Here is a 21,079-nt window from a genome sequence, read left to right as displayed (position 1 = left end):
GCTCTGCTCACTATAGTTGGGACTGATATAGCCTGGTTGACCTGGCGATGCCTGTCAGGGTCCGATTTCGGGATCAAATCGTATACGCAAACGCCATAGCAGTTCTCCTTATGGCGCGACCTGTGACGTCGTTATGGCATATCAGATGTTCCTAATGGACTGAAATAAGCCTCAAGCCGCCGCATCGCTTTCTCCGGTTGGTGTGGCAGTACTTCAATCGCGTGGCCCCCGTCTTCGAATGTTACCATGTCCGTTGGGCAGCCGGCGGCGGTCAGCATGTCGGCGAAGGATTCCGCCTTATCGTAACTCGCCAGGAAGTCGTCGCGTGCGTGAATTATTCGAAACCTCAATGCCGGACAGGCTAGAGATTTCGTTCGCTCAAGGACCGGCGCCAAATCCTCGTCATCGGAGAAATAACGATAGCCGTTGTTCGCCAACGGATCACCTTCAAGCAGATACACACCTGAATATCCGATCGCGCCGGAAAACAGATCGGGCCGCGCCAGCGCCGAACGGACCGCCAGCCAACCGCCGGCGCTCTGGCCTCGAACGGTGGGTTTGGTTTTGAGCCTCGGAAATTGCTTCACGATTGCCGCAGCCACTGCGATCGTGTCATCGACGGCGCGATCGCGGTTGGGCGATCGGGACGCCAGGGCATAATCGTAGCCGAGGTCGCCATCGCCGCGAACGATGGCAAAGACGATTGCCGTGTTGAGCGCTTTCATCTGGTTGATCGTCATGTCCTGGTAGGCTTCGAAGGCATGCTTCGCGCCATATGCTCCATAAACATCCATGATGACGTGATCAGGCTTTCCGCCTGCTGGCAAAACTGCGACCCAGGGCACCTTGGTGCCATCACCTGAGACCGCCTCGCCGCGAAGCGTTTCCACATCGTTCCTCTTTGCCACCGCGATACCCGCAGGCGATATCCGGTACTTCGTTGCGCCACAATCACGGTCACGCCAGCCGCCGGCCGACGGCGACAGATCAAGGGTTGCAAACTCCGGCGTATGATTCAGCCCTGTCGTACGCAGGACGAAGCCGCGACCCGCCTGGCTCGCAATGATCGAGGTCCGCTGGTCGCGTGGGATGTCGGCAATCGCTTTGAAACCATATCCGCCGCCGCTTCGGCAAAGAATGGCGATTTGATTGACGCCGCCGCCCAGCAATTCGACGGCGACATCGTCGTTGGCATCGGCGCCGCCGTTACGCTGATCGAACAGCGGCCCCGATACCGGCCAAGCGCCGACCGTGGCGATCTCGTGATCCACGAATCGCTTTCCATCGCGGGCGATCGTCTTGAAGCGGACGTGTCCGACGGCGCGACGACCAGCGGTCACCGGTGGCTCGGCCGACCAGGCCTCGCGCAACAGAACGCCATCACTCAGCAAAATGAGGTTCTCTGCAAGCTGAAAAGAAACAGGGGTATTGTCGGCGACGAGGCGCATATTCCCACGGACGGTGAAGGCGGCCGGTGCCAGCTTGCCTGCGATTGGAAAGAAAATAACCTGCTCGTCCATGCCGATCTGGCCGACTGGTGTCTCCACGCCAGATTTGAGCGAACGGTGAACAAGCTGCGCCACATCGCCTTCTACGCGTCGCAGGTAGGCTGTTTCGCGGTCGGGCATCGCCATGATCGCAGCCGTGCCGGTGTCGATCTCGGTCACCGCGCCTGCCCCGATATCGAGCAAGGCCGTCCGCTCTGTGCCCGGCGTCCCCGTCCGGATGATACACATGCCTGAAGCGTCGGAGGCGCAGGTCACGTTCGTCGTTTTCAAGCTCTCAGGCAGGCTTATGGCTTGCCAGATAGCGCCGTCCTCAGGGCCGCGCCGCCAAAGGCTCTGATCTTTAGCGAAGAGGACCAAATGATCACCCACACGCATGACAGCCAACGGGTCCGCATCGGCTTCCGTGCGAGTCTGGCCCCGGACCGTGCCCGCGAGTGCCAATGCCGCCCATGCGACCAGAATTGTTCGCTGAAGTTTTTGCATATCCGTTCCTAAGTAGACTTCAGGCCGTCGTCGCAGCTGTATCGATGTCGCCGAAGCAAAGTAATGATCGCATGAGTGGGGCAGGCCCGGTGTCGTCACGCTCAGGTGATATAGCCGGGCAGGGGCAGCCCGAGAAACATTGCCGTCAGCGATAGGCTGTCCATAATGCCATGAGCGAGGATCGGCGCCCATAGATTGCGACCAGAGGCGTAATAGGCGACCGCGAGCACTATCCCGACATAGGCTGTGATGATTACTCCGGTCGGCCCCTGTATGGCGTGAAGCGCCCCGAAGATCGCCGCTTGTCCGGCAATCGCCAGCGCCGTCCCAGCCAGTCCTTGGCCGAATACCGACTGCAGGCGGTTCATGATGAATCCGCGGGCGAGCAATTCCTCCCCGAACGCCGCGCTTCCCCAGACCACCAGGACGATCCAGGCCGCATAGGCCGCCGGGTTGCCTGCGATCGAGGTGCGAATGTAGCTGACATCCAGCGGCGGCCAATCCGTCAGGCTTTTTATGGCTACACCAATTAAAAGCGCGCCCCCCTGACAGATGACGACGGCCAGAACCGTCCATAACAGGCAACGGCTCCAGTGTGGCGCCGAGAAACCGATCTGGTTATATCCGCGCTTCGACAGGCCAAGCATAAGGCCGCCAGCGATCACGCCACCCCACAAGGCCAGCGCAAGGACCGGAGTCCGCAGGTACTCGGGCACAAGAGGCGTAACAAAGGTGCCAATCAGTCCTGAGGCTGTGAACATGGCAGCGATTGCCGTGATGATCTGAACACCTGCGACGAGGCGTGCGCCCGCGCTTCCCATGCGTGTTGTCATGAGACTATCTCCCTGGAATTTTTTAGTTTGATTAAAGTTCGCGAGCCGCGACCCGGCGGCGCTCGGCCATGCGGTAGGCGCGAAGCACGAAGAGAAGAGATACGCCGTATCCCACGGACATAACCAGGCCTGTCGCCAAAAGCGGCGTGACGACATATCCGGGCTGATGGCCGATCAGGGCGAGGCCCCCGAGACCCAGCAGCCCCAGACCAAGGGCGATGACTGCGCCCCAGATCCCGACGATGAGCGTCCGGCGACGGCCTTTCGCGATTGTGGGCGCGGCGAGTGCAGTCAGGCACAACAGGCTGGCGCTGGCGAAGTAGTAGGCTCCGTCAGGCGGAAACCAGGCTTCCATCATGTATCCACTCCCTCCGATTCTATTTGCCTGCGATGCAGGTCCAACAACTCACGCGCCAGACGCGGTTCTATTTCCCCGCCGGCAACCAGGTCCTTCAACTTCGCGCGAAAAGGATCAATCTTCTCGGTCTCTGCCGTTCTGACTCGCTCTATTACCTGGTCAAGACGCGCACGGATCGTTGGGTAAGAGACACCATATTTCGCTGCGAGCGCCTTTAAAGAGCCCGATGCCAGCAAGAAACTGCGCAGAAAAGCGAGGTCCTCTGCCGTGACATTAGTCACCCATGCTGGCAGCTGTGTCCGACCCATGCCTTCACTTTAATATTGTTGAATTCACTTTAACAAAATTAAAGTGGTTCGCAAGTGAAAAATAACGCGGTGATCTCACTTGGCGATCCTTGGTCCGGTTTGGCTTCCGCAGCCTGCGCAAATGAAGTACTCCCATAGAGGAGATCGTGGTGAGTACGATATCCGCACAGATGGCCAATTACCATACGATGCAATTCCACGGAGTCCGCTTTTAGTCAAAAACTACTGTCGTAACGGAAACTGTTCCACTTCCGCAAATTGGCGCGAGCCTGCACTGTAGGCGCGCTACCTGTCCAGCACTTCACGAACGCGAGCGGCCAACTCATCAATTGAGAATGGCTTGGTGATCAGATTTAGGTGCGCATCCAGTGCTCGCCCCCTGACAATAGAATTGCGCGTGTAGCCGCTTGAATGAAGAATTTTCAGCTCCGGGCGGATTTTCAAGCTCTGTTCGACAAGCTCGAAACCATTGGTTTCCGGCATGACGATGTCCGAAAACAACAGGGCGACGTCCGAACGCTCTTTCAACATCTGGATGGCCGCCGAGGGTGTGGCGACTTCGATAACGCCATATCCCAATTCTATAAGGGCCTCGCAGGTGAAACGGCGAACGGCGGGTTCGTCGTCGACGACCATGATCAATTCTCCTGCCTCACCCTGAATACCACTCCGCTGCGTCTCCTTGACTGGCTCAATCGCCGGCTTGGTGTCACGAGGCAGGTAGATTTTTATCGTCGTCCCTTGGCCTGGCTCTGAATAAATTTTCACATGCCCGCCAGACTGCTTGACGAAACCATAAACCTGACTGAGGCCAAGGCCGGTGCCCTTGCCAACATCCTTGGTGGTGAAGAATGGATCGAAAGCCTTTTCGATGATTTCAGGCGGCATGCCCGTGCCCGTGTCCGACACGGCGACAAGTACGTATTGACCAGCCGTAATTCCCAGTTCGCTACTGGCGTAGCCGCTATCGAGGTGCGCGTTCTGGGTTTCGATCGTGAGATGCCCCCCGGTGTCCATCGCGTCGCGCGCGTTCACCGCCAGATTGAGGATGACATTTTCTAACTGGTTGGGATCAACGTGGGTATGCCATAAACCACCAGCCAGGACGGTTTCTAGCTGAACGTCGGCGCCAATCGAATGCCGCAGCAATTCGGACATGTTGGCGACAAGTTTATTCACATCCAGCGTCTTAGGTGACAGGTTCTGCTGGCGTGAGAACGCCAGGAGGCGCTGGGTCAGGTTGGCGGAGCGTTTGCAACCTTCCAAAGCAGATTCGATATAGCGATGTGTACGGGCGTCTTCTGCAGGAATGCGGCGCTTCATCAATTCCAGAGAACCCATGGTCACGGCCAGCATATTGTTGAAATCGTGAGCGATACCGCCCGTGAGTTGACCCACGGCTTCCATCTTCTGGGCCTGACGGAGCGTCTGCTCGACAGCCTCACGTTCGGCAATAGCCGACTGGACCCGCTCTTCAAGACGATCGTTCGATTCGCGAAGAAGTTCCTCCGTCCGGCGACGCTCCGTCAGATCGAGCATGGCGCCGATCATCCGCAGCGCCTTCCCTTGGCCATCCCGGATAACGTAGCCACGATCCAGGACAGGAACGGCACGGCCATCAGCATTGAGGAAGCAATATTCCGCCGTCCAATGGTCGTCTTCGCCATCAATGGCGGCATGGATGCTTTCCGAGATACGGTCCCGATCACCTTGCGCGATATGGTCCAGCCACCAGTCTCCGGTCGGCAGCACATCGTCCGCCGAAAAGCCGAAGACGTCAAAAAGCGCATCGTTCCAGAGCACATGGTTGGTCTGAAGGTCCCAGTCCCATATCGGGTCGTTGGTCGCTTTCGCCGCCAATCGATAGCGCTCGGCCGTGCTTCTGATCGCAGCGTCGGCATCCGCGCGTTCGATCAACTGGCAAATGCGCTGTGCAACCGTCTCCATGAAGGTGACTTCACTGGCTGTCCAGTTCCGTGGCAACCGCGTGTTCAGGTAGACGATTGTCCGCAGCCGGCCGCTTCGCAAGAAGGGAACAACCAGTATGGCGCGTGTATCGACCTCGGCGGCGGTATCCAGCGTCCTGGCCTGGTTGCTGATAGCGTCGGCAAAGAGGTCCGCGACCACAACTGTCTCGCCTGCATTTAGACGCGCAACGATCTGGTCACCGAAAGCCTGCGCCGGATATTCGCCAAGCAAGGGGGGAACCGAGCCATCTGTCCAGCATACCGTGTAACGGAAGACATCGGCGGCAGAGTCCAAAATGCCATACCCAACACGCTGGACGCCGAAATGCTCGCCCATGAGTTTGGAGGCGACATCCAGCGCACCTTCGGGATCCTCGCTGCGGAGCAGGTCGGTAAGCTCCGCCATCAGGCTTTGCCGAACCTGAGCACGCTTGGCGCCGGTAATATCTATCGCCGTGCCTATAGCGCGGACACAATTTCCCGCAGAATCGAACAGCCCCTTGCCCTTCGCCGCAACCCATCTGACGACCCCGTCCTCCTTGCCGACGGTTCGGTATTCGACGTCATAGGTTGCGCGAACCTCTGGATCGAGTGCGCTGGCAAACGCCTGGCTTGTCGTTTCGAGGTCGTCCGGGTGCAGGCCATTGTAAAAGTCGGTCATGCTGGAGGATGCATCCGGCGATATACCGAACGCCGCCTTGGTACGCACCGACCAGGTCAGGGTGTTTGTCGCAATGTCGAGATCCCAGGTGCCGATCTCGGCCGCATCGGTCGCGAGCCGAAGCTGTTCCTCGCGCCGCTCCAGGGTCTCGATTGTCCGCGAGAGGGATTGATTGCTGCGCTCAAGCAGGCCTTCCGCAATCCGTCGGGCTTCCCGTTCACCAACCTCATTGAGCGCACGCTGGACGGCGTCGGGCAGTCTGTTCAGCCGCTGCTTGACGACAAAGTCGCTGGCGCCGTTGCGCATAGCCTCGATCGCGGCCTCTTCGGTCAGCGTTCCACTGACCAGAATAAACGGTGTTGTTGGGGCCTTTTTTGCGGCGATCTTGAGCGCCGAAAGACCGTCAAAACCCGGAAGATTGTAGTCTGCCAGAACAAGCTGAAACTGCGAATGCTCGATTGCAGCGACGAACTCATTGCGACTGGACACGCGCTGGATGTCTACCGCTATGCCGCCCCGGTGCAAATGCTCTTCGATCAGTTCCGCATCAAGCGGACTGTCTTCAAGCATAAGCACATGCAGGGGCGGCGCAGTTGTCATGCCTCGGTAACCTTCATCGGCTGATTGCGCGGTCGTGGCGGGACGGGCTCGTTAACGACAGCCCAGAAAACGCCAAGGCCGCGCACGGCGTCGAAAAACTCCTGAAAGCCGACCGGCTTCACGACGAAGGCATTGACACCCAGCTGGTAGCTCTTGACCAGATCGCTTTCTTCACGGGATGCCGTCAGCATGACGACCGGCAGGTGCCGCATGTCTTCGTCGTTCTTGATCTGCTCAAGAACCTGCAGACCGTCGACACGCGGCAGCTTCAAGTCGAGCAGGATAACCGCCGGGTCGTTGCTTTCCCGGCCTTCGTGGCTGTTGCGGCGAAAGAGCCAGTCGAGCGCCTCGACGCCGTCGCGCGCCGTAACGACCTCGTTGGCCAGCTGGCTTCTCTCCAGGGCTTCGAGCGTCAGCTCAAGGTCCTTGGGATTATCCTCGACCAGCAGAATTGGCCGGAGTCCTTTCATAGTCATGCCCCTTGATTGCGTGGAAGGGCGATATGGAATGCCGCGCCCTTATTGAGTTCACCTTCAGCCCAGGCCCGACCGCCGTGGCGCTCCATGATGCGCCGGACATTCGCCAGACCTATGCCCGTACCTTCATAATCCTCGACACGATGCAGGCGCTGAAACACACCGAAAAGCTTGTCGACATATGCCATGTCGAATCCGACGCCGTTGTCTTTGATGGAAATGATCGTCTCCGTCGGCGTTTCCTCGCTGTCAATGCTGATCTGCGCCGTGTCCCGTCCGCGTGTATATTTTATGGCGTTCGAGACCAGATTCTGCATGACCTGGCGCATCATCCCAGGATCGCCATGAACGGAATGCAGATCGCCTATGTGCCATTGGATGTCGCGACCGTTGGTTTCCGTATCGAGGACGTCACGAACCTCCTTGACCAGGCGATTCATATCGACCCGGATCGGCACGACCGTCATCCGCCCCATCTGCGAGAAGCCCAGCAGGTCGTCAACTAGTTTGCCCGCTGATCCAGCAGACTCGACAATAACGTTGATATAACGCGTGGCCTTGGCGTCCAGTTGGTCGCCATACTTGTCCTTGAGCATCTCGGCATAGCCGACGATATGGCGAAAGGGGGCACGCAGGTCATGACTAACCGAGTAGGAGAAGGCCTCGAGCTCCTTGTTGCTTCGGGTCAATTCCTGGTTCAAGGCCGCCAGTTCCTCTGCCTTTCGCATGACGATGCTGACAATCGTGCTGCGAAAAGCGCTGGCGACGTCGCGCTGCACGTTGGTCCATTTCAGCGACCGTAACCGAACGGTTTCCTTCCATTGTTCGAAGGACTTACGCGGGTGCAGACGTTGCGGATCACTGCCGTGCCGAACTTTTTCCGACGGGTCCCCGCCCCAGGTCACGGTCTGGATGACTTCCGGTCGGAACCAGAGGATGTAGCTGGCATGAAGTTGCGAAATGGAAACCGCCAGGAGGCCGCTAGCCATTTCTGCAAACGACTCCGCACCTTCCATGTGATCCGACAAACAGTCCGTCGCGTAGACCTCGGCATCGTCTGCTTTGGATGACAGCCATGCAACGATCCGCTGTATGTCCTTCTCATCCGGGCAGGCGCCGATACGGGAGACCGTACCCCCGAAGACGATCGCAGCGCCGGACGCCTCGGTCAGGCGCAGAAGGCCGTCTCGATTTTTCTTGAGCCCATCGATAAAAAAGGGCTCGCCGGCCATGGAAGCAAGAAGGTCACTTTGGATAGCCTGATAGCCGACGCGCTGAACCGCCTCCTCGTTGCGAAACCTTGCCGACAATTGCATGGCCAGCATCTGGCCGACGAAGTCGCAGGCGGTGCGCACATGCGCGGGCACGACCTTGGGCTGGCTGTGGTGACAGGAGATCAGCCCCCATAGCCGGCCATTGTCGATAATCGAAATCGACATCGACGACGGCGTACCCATGTTGCGCATATATTCAAGATGAACAGGCGAGACGCTACGGAGCAAGGACAGGCTGAGATCGACAGGGGCGCCTGTCGCCGGGTTCATTTCAGGGACGATAGCGACGGGCTCATAGGTCGCGTCCGGTATAAGTCGCAGGCGATTGAGACGGTAAAGCTCCCGGGCCTGGGCCGGGATGTCCGACGCTGGGAAGCGCAGATCGAGATAGGAGGGGAGGGCCTCGTTGCGATTTTCGGCCACGACAGTGCCATTCCACTGATCATCAAACTGATAGATCATGACGCGATCAAACCCGGTAATGTCGCGGACGTGCCGGGCAGCACGCGCATTGAGCTCTGCGATACTCGAACTTGCCTGCAAGCTGTTGAGAAAGGCGCGGACCTGCGGATAGACCTGATCCAGCGATCCAGCGTCCCCAATTCCCAATTGTTCAAACTCGAGGATCAGAGACGGGCCAGACACATGCGCCAGAACATTATATGTGCCTGCTTCTAAGGCGACGGCTCCCAGCACAACTGGCCCCTCTCTAAACGAAGGGTCGTCGAACCGGCCGATGAGACGCGCGAGGTCAGGAAGCAATACGTCTGATAAAGCGTTTCCTACACATTCTCCGATCGGGCGGGCCAAAACCGGCTGGGCATTCATACTGGCCTGTTGAAGATGCAGGCTTCGCGCATCTGCGACGAGCAGAAGGCCGTGCGGCTGTATGCTTCCAGGAATGCGGATGGGTTCTCGCTCGCACGCCGTTATATCAAGAGAATCGGCGGGAGCCACTAATTCGTAGGACATTCAATAACTGAGACGCGCATTGCGCAAATGGAGTTGACCCCGCTGTCGCCGAAGCGACCGCGTAAACAGCCTGACGAGAATAATAAAAAGATAGTAAGGGATCGATTGGGATCGGTTTTCGGTTACCTACCTTAACGGCGGAACACACGTTCTCCTGCACTCGCGATTTCAGGCACCGATTGATAATTTAGCGGCTGACGCGTCCGCTTTCGGGCTTACCTGCGACAACCGCTACACACATTGTTCCAATTCCGCTTCTGGCGCCTGCCAGTCGCTTTGCCCACCTAAAGGTCGACCAGTTCAGACAGTTGAAGCGCGTCATCGACCTCAACCCCCAAATACCGAACGGTACTTTCAAGCTTCGTGTGACCGAGTGGGATTTGGACGGCTCGAAGGTTTCCAGTCTGCTTGTAAATTTGCGCCGCCTTCGTTCGTCGCATCGAGTGCGTGCTGTATTCCAAGGGCGGTGAGATGGGATTACGCACAGCTCATTCGACATGGCGGATCTCCGTCGTCCGCCCGCCCGTGCTCGATTACCGGCAGATAATTATAGCACTTTCAGGACGAGATATGCCGGAGTGGACGCAGGTTCACCTGGATTTGATATTCTAGAAGAAGGCGATAGTCGTTGAGCAAATAGTATCCGCTTCAATTCTGAATGTGCCGGATGCGATAACGGGCGCCATATCTGACTTTGGCAGGGGGGGAGGATATACAATTTCATTATTTAGTTTATTTCACCGGTCGGTGAAAATGCCTGTTTCATTGAAAAACTAACAACCGTTGGATTCGCATCATCGAATTGCCGTTATCAGCCGTATTGCAGACGTAGCTGACCATTGGCCTGTATATGCCGTTTTCGATTTATCGCCATTCTGCCATCCCGCCGCGCCTGAAAGAGCGCGCTGGCGTGTGGGCGGCTGTTATCACTGGGCATGCATTGGTCGGGGCCGCGTTGTGTTGGCAATTAAGCCCGCCGCCGCGGCCGCCTGTGGGTAACGACGGGCAGATGGTGACGGTTGCTTTGGTGGCCGCAATGGCTGAGGCGGGACCTGTCGCCGACAACGAGCCGGTGCCAATCAAAACCAAAGCGTCGCAACCGCCGCCCACGGATCCGGTGGATGATGTGGGGCTTGAGCCTGTTACGGCTGAGGCCATGTTGTCGCAGGAGTCGTCGCTGACGGACGCCGAAATGGAGCTTGTCAGCGCGTTCCAGCCTTCAGCGATGGGCGAACCCGGCGCAGCCTGCGACGTGACGCAGCAACTGGCTCAAGCCTTCGGCGCCAGTCCCGAGGTGCGTCAGGGCATTGCAGCCATTCCGGCAAACGGCCGGTCGGTCGCCAATGCCGTCATGCTTTGGGATGGACACTGGGCGGAAGGCACCCAAGCCGGTGGTATGGCGGTCCTGCGTGCGCTGCTGGTCAAGGCGGTGGTGTCGTCGCGGCCGGAGTGCCTCCAAGCTCAGAATCAGGGGCCGGTCTTGTTCCTGATACCCGACAATCAGACGACCGTCGTCCTTGCTATTGGCTCGGGGCAATGGCGTTGGGCCGACGTGCTGGCGCCATCATCACCAACTGATGTTGTCGCCGGCCTGTTCTAGGTTTTCATTTATTTTTTGAGCGAACATCAAAATTCCGGAGCCCGCCGTAAGTGATTCAGGTCGATCGTTCAAGCGATCGCGGGTCACGTCCAGGAGGGTTTCGTGAGGAATTTGAAGCGCGGCAGTCTTGCCATTCTTACTACAGTCAGCGTCCTTAGCCTCGCGGCTTTCGCGCCCGCCGTCATGGCGTCCAGCCACCGCGAAGCGCCCGGGATCACCAAATCCCCGAAGGTCGACTCGACCGACTTCTACATGTTCCGTAGCTATGAGACCGGCCGCGACGGGTTCGTGACCTTCATCGCCAACTACATGCCGCTGCAAGATCCGGGCGGCGGTCCGAACTATTTCACCATGGACCCGGACGCCGTCTATGAAATCCACATCGACAATACCGGCGACGCCAAGGAAGACCTGACTTTCCAGTTCAAGTTCAGCAATGCCCTGGCCGGCAATACGGGCGTCACGCTGAATGTCGGCGGCACGACCAATGCCATCCCGCTGCGCCATGCCGGTGCCATCAGCGCCAGCAGCAGCGCAGCCCTTGGCGAAACTGAAAGCTACACCCTGACCGTCATCAGCGGTGATCGCCGCTCGGGCACCAAGGCGATGGCGACCAATGCCAGCGGTGGCGGCACGTCCTTCACCAAGCCGTTCGACTACAGCGGCAAAAAGACCTTCGCCGACTACAACGCCTACGCCAACCAGTACATCTACAACGTCACCCTGCCGGGCTGCTCGACGGCCGGCAAGGTGTTCGTCGGCCAGCGCGCCGAAGCCTTCGCCGTCAATCTCGGTTCGATCTTCGACCTGGTCAACTTCGTGCCAGTCGAAGGCGACAGCGCCCCTGGCGCCGGCGATGGCGGCGGCTTCCCCGGCGGCATCAAGCAGAACCGCGCCAACGACGAACTGGTCGGCAAGAAGAACGTAACCTCGATCGCCATCGAAGTGCCGATTGCCTGCGTGACCGGTTCAGGCAACGGCGTCATCGGTGGCTGGCAGACGGCCAGCCTGCCGCAGGCCCGTCTGCTGGCGCCCAACGCGACTTACGCCAAGCCTTCCGTTTCGGGCGGCGCCTATACTCAGGTGTCGCGCCTCGGCATGCCGCTGGTCAACGAGATCGTCATCGGCCTGCCGGACAAGGACAAGTTCAACGCCTCCAAGCCTGCTGACGACGCCCAGTTCGGCGCATACGTCACCAACCCGACGCTACCGGCCATCCTGAACCTGTTGTTCAATGATGCCGTCAATACGACGCTGGGGACAAACATTGCGAACCTGGCGCCGACCAACTTCCCACGCAACGACCTGGTCGCGGCCTTCCTGACCGGCGTGCCGACGCTGAACCAGCTCAAGACCGTCACGCCGTCGGAAATGATCCGCCTGAATACGGCCGTTGCCGTTACGCCGCGCGCCTCGCAGAGCAATCTCGGCGTTGCCGGCGACGATCTGGCGGGCTTCCCGAACGGTCGCCGTCCGGGCGACGATACGGTCGACATCGAACTGCGCGTTGCGATGGGCGCCCTGTGCCACCCCATCCCGATCAACCACGTGCCGACCAACCTTGGCGTCTGTACGCCTGCACAGGCTTCGGTCGGCAATGTGCCCTTCACCGACGGTGCGCCGATCAAGGCGACCGATCTGCTTGGCACCTTCCCGTACCTCAATCCCCCGCTGGCCGGCGCTCCGCTGGCTGAGCACCGCTAAGGAGCGCAGATCATGAAAAAGCTGATCACCTTGTCGCTGTTAAGCGGAATAGCCCTTAGCCTTGCGGCCTGCGGTGGTGGCAGTGGAGGCGGCGGTTCAACCGTCGTCGTCACGCCGCCCGCGCCGGAACCCAACGCCAAGTACGGCGCTGCCTTTGCTGCAGCCGCCAAGGCAGACGCCAATTCCGAACCTGCCTCGGTTTCGGCTGGCGACGTCGTGGCTGTCGACCCTAGCGCCGAGCCGGCGCCGCTTTAGGCATGTGAGCGCAGGTACAAAAAGCCCGGTCGCTTTACCAGCGGCCGGGCTTTTTTTTGCATTTTGTGGGAGTGTTCAGTAGCCGAGTGTCAGGCTGGAAAAGACCGTGTCGAAATCGGCCTTGCCCTGGCTGACAGGACGCGTCCAGATGACATTGAACTGCCAGGTGCCTGTCTTCGGCAGGTCGAACACCGCCAGGCCCTGCCCGTCGCTGAGGATCTTTTCGAGCGGCCGGCTGTCGAAGTCGAGATTGTTCAGCATGACCGTCGCACCGGCCAGCGGCTTGCCCATGTAGAGGATGCGGACCGGCAGCTTGCCCTTGAAGCCGGGGGCGTAGGGATTGGCCTGAGGCACGATCTCAAGCGTCAGGCCGACGGGTTTTGTCACGACAGCATCATCGGCGGGCTTATAGGCGCCAACCTGGACCAGCGCCTTGGCGCGACGGCTATAGGTCTCGCGGCCCGGCTTATCCGTCGCCTTGGTGTTGGCGCGCTGAGTAATGGCAGGCGTCAGGCCCTCGGCCTTGAGATAGTCGTTGAAGCGGATGGCAGGCAGTTCGCTATAGGTGCCATTGGTCTCAAACGACAGAACGTGCAGGCCTGGTGTTTTGAATGTCAGCACAGAATTGGCATTGGCGTCACCCATCCGCAACTCACCCTTGCGGTCCAGTTTGCCGGCATGGCTGATCGAATCGAAACGCACGACGCGGTCGCGCTCCATGAGTGATTTCTGCCTGTCCTTGCCGTGGCCGACCTGAAGGCTCATCGCCGTCGTGCCGCCGGGTGCGACACGGTAATTCTGCGGTTGCAGCCAGAAATCGTGCGCCGAGGCGGGAAGCGCGATGAAAAGCATGGCAACACACAGGGGGCGATAAAATAGCTTGTGGGCAGTCATCACTTAAGCGGCTTTCGTCGTAAGAGTTGTGAACGTCAACAGGAACCTCCGATGTCAGCAACACGCCTTGACCGCTTCCTATCTCATATACGTCGCAACCCGGCTTTCGGGCGAAGCGCAGGGCAATATATTCAGCCGCGTTATATATTGACCGCCCTGGCCATGCTGTCGTCGCTGGCGGCCTTTGCCAGCCCGGCGTCGGCCCACAGCGGCACCGGTCTGGTCGGTGGCTTTATCTCCGGCTTCCTGCATCCGCTGACCGGCTGGGATCACCTGCTGGCCATGGTGTCGGTCGGACTGTGGGGGGCGGTGCTGGGTCGACCGCTGATTATCACCCTGCCGGTCATCTTTCCGGTCCTGATGGTCGTCGGTGCATTTCTGGGTATGATCAATGTGCCGCTGCCGCCTGTCGAAATCGGTATAGCCTTGTCGGTTCTGGTTCTGGGCGGTGTTATTACCGCCGGCTATAAGGCGCCGGTCTGGCTGGCCTGTTTGGTCGTCGCCATCTTTGCCCTGTTCCACGGCTATGCCCACGGCAAGGAACTGCCGTCGGCGGCCGACCCCGCCGGCTATTCCACCGGCTTTGTCCTCAGCACTGGCCTGCTGCATGTCGGCGGCATCGTCATCGGCCTGCTGAACGGAACGGAAAAGGGTAAGTGGATCGTGCGCGGCATCGGCGCGGCCATCGCGGCTGCGGGCTGTGTCTTCCTGGCGCAGGCAGCAGCGGGTGCGTGACACAATCCTGCCCGTCGCCTTGCTGGCGGCCGCACTCGGCATGGCCTTAAGCTTTTCTGACCGCATGACAGCCAGGAATGCCGCGATCGTAACGCTTGTCACGGCCGTGCTGGTGACCGTAATGCCCTTCGGCGCCGTGCCTAAACCCGTCGCATTCACGGCGATGTGGCTAAGCATCATCGTCGTCGCGGCCAGCGTCCATTTCGCTGGGCTGCACCGGCCTGTCGTCTTTTACATCCTGGCAGTCAATGCCGGCCTGTGGTCCGGAGTCATCACCCATGTTTCCGGCAACAGCGAAGCGCTGATGGCGCTGCCGCTGGTCTGCCTGTTTCTGCCCGGCCTCTATGTCGTCGGTCGGGGCTGGGGTGTCGGGATCAAGGTCGTGTGCAGTTGGCTGATCGCGATCGCGGCACTGGAAATCGGACTGATGTCCGTGCCGACGCCCGGCTACGCGCCGGACCACATGGATTGATTGGCCGGAGCGATATGGCAAAAAGTGTCAGCGGTTTTTGCCGAAATATCGCGACAAAGCAAAAAACCTAAAGCTGGATTTCGAGATCGCCGCGCAGATAGACCGTCGCGCCTTTTGGGCTGCGGAGGATGTGCCGCGATCCCGGCGGAGCCAGGTGGACCTCGCCGGCGCGAACCACCACGCCGTCGGCTTCGATTTCCCCCTCGACCACTAGGCATTCCTCGATCAGCAGATGGGTGTGACTGATGACTTCCGCGCCCGGCTCCAGCCGGTAGAAGGCGGTATGCACGCCTGCCACGGCATCGAGATGAACGATCTTGCGCGTAATGAGCGGGGCGTACGGCTCCCAGCCCATGGCCTCAGGGCGAACCGTGCGTGTGTCGGGCGATTTCTCCTGGTCGTCGATCGCGCGCTCAATCCGGTCCCAGATGGCGTCCGGGCGTTCAACCGGCTCCGGCTCCTGGTGCAGAGCGTGGAATATACCTTCGAAATAGGCGATTTTAGCAGCGAATGCCGGATCGGCCTCGGCGCGTGCTGCAAGCGTGACGTTTCTGGCCATTCCCAATACGCCCAAGGCGTACTGTGCCGCCAGAATGTCGTCAGGTTCGTCCATAATCCTGTAAGCAATCCTTCAGATGCATCACGCCCTTGCGGACCCAGCTCTTGGCGGTGCCGACGGGCACCTGCATCACTTCAGCCAGTTCTTCGTGCGTCAATCCAAATGTATAACACAATTGCATCGCCTTTTTGACCTCGGGTGTCAAATCTGAGATGCAACGTTTTACCGCCAAGGTCGTTTCAATATCGGTGCCAGTAAAGTGGATATCCGAGTAGGGCTCCAGCATAGCGACATCGTCTTCGAGCCCCAGAACTTCACGGCGACTGATCCTCAACCGGTCGATCGCCTTACGACGCGCGACCGAAAACAGCCAGACCTCGGCGCTGCCGCGGCGGACATCGAACTGGCTTGCCTTGCTCCAGACCGTCACGAAGACGTCCTGAAGCAGCTCGTCGGCAACCTCCTGTCGTCTTACCATACGTACGAGAACGGCAGACAGACGTGGCATGGTGAGTTTGTAGAGCGTTTTCAGCGCATTTTTGTCGCCCTCGGCGATGCGCTCCATCAGGAAGTTCAGGTTTACGGGTTCATTCACGACGGATCTCGCCCTGACCGGCACCGCCATAGCCTTTTGCATTACCGCAACCATACCCGTGCTCCCGAACGTCCCGCGTCATTACCCTTGCCGGAACGTAAGGATTCAATGTGCGGGGGCGATCGCTCGGGCGCTGCAACAATGGACTGCCTTCCGTTTTCGGCAAAACAACCGATTTATCAACGCTTTACTGCCGCTGGGCACGGGCGGGCAAAACAGCATTGATTTGCGCCTGTGCCGGTAGGGACACAGGCGTGAAAGACATTTATGTCGTCCCGCCGCAGCGATAGGGGGAATCGCGTGCGGCCGCCTGTGTCCACCCGGCCATGAAGGTCAGGTGCGACAGATACGCCGGCGGGGGCGCGGAGGATTACTTTTGCGCCAAGATTCTGCGACGTTTACGTCAACGGAACCCGGATCGACAGGCGGACAGTGCGGGGCTCAAAGGCGTGGAAGTGGTAGTCATCCACCCCTTCGTCGGGTTCACCGGGAAGCCGTGAGGTATAGTAGTAGCGGATTTCATCTCCCTTGCTGTCGAGGAGGTTGAGAACTTCGAGTTTTACCTGAAAGCGGTCGAAGTCGTAGTCGAGCAGGCCATTGACGAAGGTCGTGGTATCGGATCTGGCCGAATTGTCTTCGTTAAGTGGCGCCGGCCCCAGCACGCGTCCGGTCAGGGTCATGCTCAGACGTGGCGTCAGGCGCGCCGTCACGCCGCCGGTCAGGACGTATTCAAGCGCATTGGGGATACGGTCACCTTCAGGAGGGCTGCCTTCATAGCGGGCGTGTGAGGCTGCGGCGGAAAAATTGACGTTGAAGCCGGGGGCAGGGTTGTAGTCGATCAGGAACTCGACGCCCGTCCGGTCGGTGCCGCCGGTGCTGGCCGTATCGCCGCCGTCGCCGATATAGACCAGCTCCGAATCGAGGTGTAGCGCCCATAGTGCTGCCGTGGCATTCCACCCGCCACGCGCCCAACGTGCGCCCAGCTCTGCGCCCGATGATGGCGCGAACAGGTCGACGCGGTCGGCCGGATCGTCAGTCTCCGGAATGACCGTGATGGTGCCACCGCGTATGTCGTTGGAGTGAAAGCCACCGCCGGCATCGGCATATAACTCGACCGCTTCGGACACGCGCCAGGCGGCGGTGAACTTGGGGCTGAGCAGGGTGTCGCTGGCTTCGCCATCATTGCGCGGATCGTCCGAGCGGACTTCGCCGCCGATGGTATCGAGCCGCAGTCCGCCGGTGATGCGGACTGAACCGAAGGCGCGCGTCGCATCGGCGAAAACGGCGGCGGAATATTCCTTCACGCGGTCCTCGCGCACGGTCGACAGAACTTGGCGTTTCTCGGTGAAGTACAGGCCAACCTTGTCGATATCGTCATAACGCGCTTCGGCGCCGGTGCGGATTTTCCATCCCCAGACCGGATCGTTCCATGTCTTTATGACCGATCCGCCATAGACCGAACGCTCATCCGCCTGCTCGAACTGGTCGCCATGGACCGGATCGCGCAGGAAGTAGGTAAAGTTGGAATAGAGCGCCATGGTGTAGCGCTGGATGTAAAGCGTGGCGTCGAGGCCGTCATCGCCATGGCGCTGCAATGAGGCGATGTAGCGCGAGGTTTCGCCGTAATCGCTGGTGTCGATCGCACCCAGGCGTGTGATAAGGCCTTGATCGACAGCGCGCTGCGGGATCTGGTCATTGGCATTGGTGTGGGCGTCGTAGGCCATGCCTGTCAGCGACCAGTTGGCAAGACCGATGGCGTCCAGTCCGAAGCGGCCGATGACGCTGATCTTGCGCTGATTGTCGGCATTGTCGTAGGGGCCGCGATAGCTGCCAAGCTCGACGGCGACGAAGCTGCGGTCGCCGAAGCCCTTGACGCCCAGCAGGCGGCCATAGCCGTTTTCTCCCAGCGTCGTCTGGACGTAGGACGGCGTGCTGTTACGGAAGGTCTCAAACGACGCGCCGCCGGCATTGGAGAAATCGCCCATGTCGGCATAGTAGGGGCCCTTGCGGTAGCGGATCGTCTCGACGACTTCGGGGATGATGCCGTTGAGGTCGAGATAGCCCTGACCATGGCCGTGCGTGCGCATGTTCAGCGGCACGCCATCCAGCGACACGGTAAAGTCCGTGCCGTGGTCGAGATTGAAGCCGCGCAGAAAATACTGGTTGGCCTTGGTGTTGCCGGAGTGCTGGGTCGCCGCCATGCCGGGGATGGCCTCCACCAGTTCGCCCGGCCGGGTCAAAGGCCGGTCGGCGAACCTGGCAAAGGAGACGGTGCCTTCGCTGGCCGACGTTGCGATGCCGATATCTTCACGGCGCTTGCCGAAGACGTAGACTTCCGGCGTTTCGGCTTCGGTCGCGGCCGGCGCTTCCTCAGCCACGGCATGACCTGCCAAGCCGGAAATCAACGCCGCTACCGCCGCCATTCCCAGCAATATCTGCTTGTTCACGTCCGCCCCGCTCTCAGTATGAATTTCTCTTCAAAACTTCTTACGGGCAGGTCGGGGATTTTGATGTCGGGTGACGAAGATAATTTGCATCGGCTCGGAAGACGGCTCTAAACTTCAGTGACAACAAGGAGATGCCATGCAGCGAGTGACCATATCGATCGACGAAGAGCTGAGCGCCGAGTACGATCAGCTCATTGCCGAGCAGGGCTACCAGTCAAAGTCAGAGGCGATCCGCGATCTGGTGCGCCAGGCGGTGGAAGCGCGGCGAGCCAACGCGCCTGAAGGTGGCTTCTGCGTCGCCAGCCTGTCCTATGTTTATGATCATCATACGCGCGCCCTGGCGCAAAGACTGGTTGAGCTTCAGCACAACCACCACGACGTCGTGGTCGCGACCATGCACGTCCATCTCGACCACGACTCGTGCCTGGAGACGGCCATCCTGAAAGGGCCGACAGCGGACGTGCGGGCGCTGGCCGATCGCATTCAGGCCGAACGTGGTGTGCGCTTCGCCAGCAATAACCTGATCACGGTCGAGCCCAACGGCGAACACGCTCATGACCACAGCCACGATCACGACCACCCTCATACCCATAGCCATGGACATGAGGGGCATTTTTCGCCGAAGCGCGGCTGATCGCGGTTACATACCGCCGAAGCGGTAGGTGACGGTCAGATGGATGGTGTCGATATCGATCGTGTCGCTGCTGCGGCGCATGTCGGTCCCCATCGTATTGACGATCAGGAACGGGTTCGACGCAAAGGTGTTGGCACTGGGGCCGGCGCGGACGATCGGGGCTTCGTCGTCGAGCGACGTGTGCAGATATTCGACGCCGACCTTCCAGCGGTCATTGATGTGCTTTTCAAAGCCGAGGCCATATTGCGCGCCTGAGCCATCGTCGCCATCAGTGGCGGTAAAGCTGTTCAGGGCGTTGGTCGTGGCAAAGGTGCGGTCGATTTCCGCCGATGCATAACCTGCCGTGGCATAGATCAGCCAGTCACTGACGACGTAGCCGACACGACCGCGCACGGCGGCCAGCGTATCGACCTGCCGCGTGAAGACATAGGCCGCCGGTGTCGTCGAAAAGCCTGTGACGCTGTCGCGAATATCGACGCCCGATGCGTCCAGCACGACGCCATAGACGAAGTTACCGGCTTGCCAGTCATAGCCGACGCGCACGCCGAACCCACCGTCTTCCTTATCTCCATTACATCCGTCGCTGGGCGTGCGGGCAATCGCCGCTCCGTCACAGAAGCCAGGCGAAAACGCATCGGCGCCGCCCGCCGTCTTCACCGTGTCGCTGAAATCGCCATCGAGATTGGTGTCGAAGACGAGCGTCTCATCGTCTCCGCTCAATTCCGAACTGCCGAAACTGGCGCCGACATAAGGGCCGCTCCAGTCCTGCGCGAAGGCCAGGCAGGGGACGGCGAGGGCACCGACGGCAGCCATCGGTACGAGCGTTTTCAAGAGGATTTTCATGGAACAGCCTGTGCGAGATTGAGTTCACCGGTTCTCTTACGCACGACCCTGGGATTTCGATGAAACATTCCTCAACGTCTAGGCCGGCTTCCGGACAGGCATTTTGCGAACCGCAACTAAGCCGGTTCTGTTTCTGGAGTGGCGTTTTTGGGGAAGCTGCCCTTGTAGATGGTGGCTGCAAGGTGTGTTATAACTTATAGGGTTATGGTGAGGCAAAAGTTCTCATTTTCACTGTCCCCGGTGCGCCATCGCGATTTAATAATGAGATCAGCGCCTTAGGGCGCTTTTTTCTTGTCTGACAGGCGTCCTGGACTTTGATGTCGTAGATTCAGGCGACGAGGTGCCAACTGTATCTGTGGCGCCTCGCGAGTCATCGTTACATCTGTTGCAAGATTCCGGAATGCGCCGTGCAACTGTGGCAAGGCCGGATGCTATGGGTTCATTGCCCGATATGGCATCCGGCAGGCGCTGCGGGCGCTATCCTCCTCCGCGGGGCCGCCGGCTCTCAATCCTATATCTTACTTCAGCGCCAGCGCCCGCCTTGTGCGGGCGTTTTTTCTTGTGCCGGCAAGGACGAGAAAAAGCGGCTGTCCGAAGACAGCCGCTCAGACTGCTGACAAACCCCGTCTTTTTGGCGGGGTTTGTTTTTTGTCCGTTACTTGGGTTTGGGTATTTTTGGATGCCGGGGTTATGCGGCCGTGAGGGTGGGCTTTTGGTTCAGAGCGAGGGCGATTTTCTTGATATTCTGTGCGGTAGCGGCCATTAGGCACTGCCACTGGACACGGATCAGACTTCGGAACCTGGCGTATCGATGGCCGTGGAGTTGCTTTGCATCGGCGAAGGAACGTTCGACGGTTTCCTGCCTTCGTTTATAGATGGCCTTGCCCCAGTCGGTCAGACG

At 59.5% G+C, this 21,079-nt stretch carries 20 protein-coding genes; 6 read left to right on the top strand and 14 right to left on the bottom strand.

The annotated features are described in order from the left end of the window. Nucleotides 1–131: 131 nt before the first annotated feature. From J2X24_RS00100 to J2X24_RS00065, 8 genes are all read right to left on the bottom strand, one after another. Nucleotides 132–1,991 carry an alpha/beta hydrolase family protein gene (locus tag J2X24_RS00100; RefSeq protein ID WP_209714824.1) on the bottom strand — a complete coding sequence of 620 codons (1,860 nt, stop codon included), beginning with the start codon at nucleotides 1,989–1,991 and terminating at the stop codon, nucleotides 132–134. A gap of 101 nt (nucleotides 1,992–2,092) precedes the next feature. Beyond that, the gene (locus tag J2X24_RS00095) at nucleotides 2,093–2,824 is read right to left on the bottom strand and encodes a CPBP family intramembrane glutamic endopeptidase (RefSeq protein ID WP_209714822.1); all 732 of its coding nucleotides are present in this window, start codon (nucleotides 2,822–2,824) and stop codon (nucleotides 2,093–2,095) included. Between the two features lie 31 nt (nucleotides 2,825–2,855). Next, nucleotides 2,856–3,182, bottom strand: a complete 327-nt coding sequence (locus tag J2X24_RS00090; protein ID WP_209714820.1) for a hypothetical protein — start codon at nucleotides 3,180–3,182, stop codon at nucleotides 2,856–2,858. Further along, nucleotides 3,179–3,490 carry a DUF2089 family protein gene (locus J2X24_RS22895; protein WP_209714818.1) on the bottom strand — a complete coding sequence of 104 codons (312 nt, stop codon included), beginning with the start codon at nucleotides 3,488–3,490 and terminating at the stop codon, nucleotides 3,179–3,181. The genes J2X24_RS00090 and J2X24_RS22895 overlap by 4 nt, the downstream gene beginning before the upstream one ends. Before the next feature lie 285 nt (nucleotides 3,491–3,775). Further along, complete coding sequence (locus tag J2X24_RS00080; protein ID WP_209714816.1) at nucleotides 3,776–6,718, bottom strand: PAS domain-containing protein; 2,943 nt, start codon at nucleotides 6,716–6,718, stop codon at nucleotides 3,776–3,778. Then, entirely contained in the window at nucleotides 6,715–7,188 is a 474-nt protein-coding gene (locus J2X24_RS00075; RefSeq protein ID WP_209714814.1) for a response regulator, read from the bottom strand. Before J2X24_RS00075 ends, J2X24_RS00080 begins: the two co-directional genes overlap by 4 nt. 2 nt (nucleotides 7,189–7,190) lie before the next feature. Then, a complete protein-coding gene (locus tag J2X24_RS00070) occupies nucleotides 7,191–9,440 on the bottom strand; it encodes an ATP-binding protein (protein WP_209714811.1) in 2,250 nt (749 codons plus the stop codon). A 284-nt stretch (nucleotides 9,441–9,724) separates the two neighbouring features. After that, complete coding sequence (locus tag J2X24_RS00065; RefSeq protein WP_425353174.1) at nucleotides 9,725–9,925, bottom strand: tyrosine-type recombinase/integrase; 201 nt, start codon at nucleotides 9,923–9,925, stop codon at nucleotides 9,725–9,727. 365 nt (nucleotides 9,926–10,290) lie between these two features. On the opposite strand from J2X24_RS00065, the gene J2X24_RS00060 reads away from it, so the two are divergent. The 3 genes from J2X24_RS00060 to J2X24_RS00050 all read left to right on the top strand — a co-directional run bounded on the left by J2X24_RS00060 (nucleotide 10,291) and on the right by J2X24_RS00050 (nucleotide 12,999). Next, the gene (locus J2X24_RS00060) at nucleotides 10,291–11,040 is read left to right on the top strand and encodes a hypothetical protein (RefSeq protein ID WP_209714810.1); all 750 of its coding nucleotides are present in this window, start codon (nucleotides 10,291–10,293) and stop codon (nucleotides 11,038–11,040) included. Between the two features lie 102 nt (nucleotides 11,041–11,142). After that, nucleotides 11,143–12,744 (top strand): DUF4331 domain-containing protein, encoded by a 1,602-nt coding sequence (locus J2X24_RS00055; RefSeq protein WP_209714808.1) that lies wholly within the window; start codon nucleotides 11,143–11,145, stop codon nucleotides 12,742–12,744. 12 nt (nucleotides 12,745–12,756) lie between these two features. Continuing rightward, entirely contained in the window at nucleotides 12,757–12,999 is a 243-nt protein-coding gene (locus tag J2X24_RS00050; RefSeq protein WP_209714806.1) for a hypothetical protein, read from the top strand. Nucleotides 13,000–13,074: 75 nt separating this feature from the next. Here the strand turns inward: J2X24_RS00050 and J2X24_RS00045 are convergent, their stop codons facing one another. Beyond that, complete coding sequence (locus J2X24_RS00045; RefSeq protein WP_245344336.1) at nucleotides 13,075–13,851, bottom strand: DUF4198 domain-containing protein; 777 nt, start codon at nucleotides 13,849–13,851, stop codon at nucleotides 13,075–13,077. A 93-nt stretch (nucleotides 13,852–13,944) separates the two neighbouring features. Here J2X24_RS00045 and J2X24_RS00040 point away from each other — a divergent pair, with 93 nt between their 5' ends. Together J2X24_RS00040 and J2X24_RS00035 are read left to right on the top strand one after the other, a co-directional pair. Beyond that, nucleotides 13,945–14,628 carry a HupE/UreJ family protein gene (locus tag J2X24_RS00040; RefSeq protein WP_209714804.1) on the top strand — a complete coding sequence of 228 codons (684 nt, stop codon included), beginning with the start codon at nucleotides 13,945–13,947 and terminating at the stop codon, nucleotides 14,626–14,628. Next, a complete protein-coding gene (locus J2X24_RS00035; protein WP_209714802.1) occupies nucleotides 14,621–15,100 on the top strand; it encodes a hypothetical protein in 480 nt (159 codons plus the stop codon). The genes J2X24_RS00040 and J2X24_RS00035 overlap by 8 nt, the downstream gene beginning before the upstream one ends. Before the next feature lie 67 nt (nucleotides 15,101–15,167). Here the strand turns inward: J2X24_RS00035 and J2X24_RS00030 are convergent, their stop codons facing one another. From J2X24_RS00030 to J2X24_RS00020, 3 genes are all read right to left on the bottom strand, one after another. After that, nucleotides 15,168–15,659: a cupin domain-containing protein gene (locus J2X24_RS00030; RefSeq protein ID WP_209714799.1), complete on the bottom strand. Its 492-nt coding sequence runs from the start codon at nucleotides 15,657–15,659 to the stop codon at nucleotides 15,168–15,170. A gap of 40 nt (nucleotides 15,660–15,699) precedes the next feature. Further along, nucleotides 15,700–16,308, bottom strand: a complete 609-nt coding sequence (locus tag J2X24_RS00025) for an RNA polymerase sigma factor (protein ID WP_209714796.1) — start codon at nucleotides 16,306–16,308, stop codon at nucleotides 15,700–15,702. A gap of 344 nt (nucleotides 16,309–16,652) precedes the next feature. Continuing rightward, nucleotides 16,653–18,701 (bottom strand): TonB-dependent receptor, encoded by a 2,049-nt coding sequence (locus J2X24_RS00020; RefSeq protein ID WP_310002241.1) that lies wholly within the window; start codon nucleotides 18,699–18,701, stop codon nucleotides 16,653–16,655. A gap of 136 nt (nucleotides 18,702–18,837) precedes the next feature. On the opposite strand from J2X24_RS00020, the gene nikR reads away from it, so the two are divergent. After that, nucleotides 18,838–19,335 carry a nickel-responsive transcriptional regulator NikR gene (nikR, locus tag J2X24_RS00015; RefSeq protein WP_209714793.1) on the top strand — a complete coding sequence of 166 codons (498 nt, stop codon included), beginning with the start codon at nucleotides 18,838–18,840 and terminating at the stop codon, nucleotides 19,333–19,335. 6 nt (nucleotides 19,336–19,341) lie between these two features. On the opposite strand, the gene J2X24_RS00010 is transcribed toward nikR, so the two are convergent. Both J2X24_RS00010 and J2X24_RS00005 read right to left on the bottom strand, forming a co-directional pair. Then, on the bottom strand, nucleotides 19,342–20,166 hold the full coding sequence (locus tag J2X24_RS00010) for an outer membrane protein (RefSeq protein ID WP_245344335.1): 825 nt from the start codon (nucleotides 20,164–20,166) through the stop codon (nucleotides 19,342–19,344). A 700-nt stretch (nucleotides 20,167–20,866) separates the two neighbouring features. Further along, on the bottom strand, nucleotides 20,867–21,079 hold a 213-nt coding region (locus tag J2X24_RS00005; protein ID WP_209714788.1), incomplete at its 5' end, for a transposase.

Source organism: Asticcacaulis solisilvae, from assembly GCF_017875235.1.
GTDB lineage: Bacteria > Pseudomonadota > Alphaproteobacteria > Caulobacterales > Caulobacteraceae > Asticcacaulis > Asticcacaulis solisilvae_A.
The sequence above is the reverse complement of the archived record's forward strand: the minus strand, read 5'-3'. Positions and strand labels throughout refer to the sequence as shown.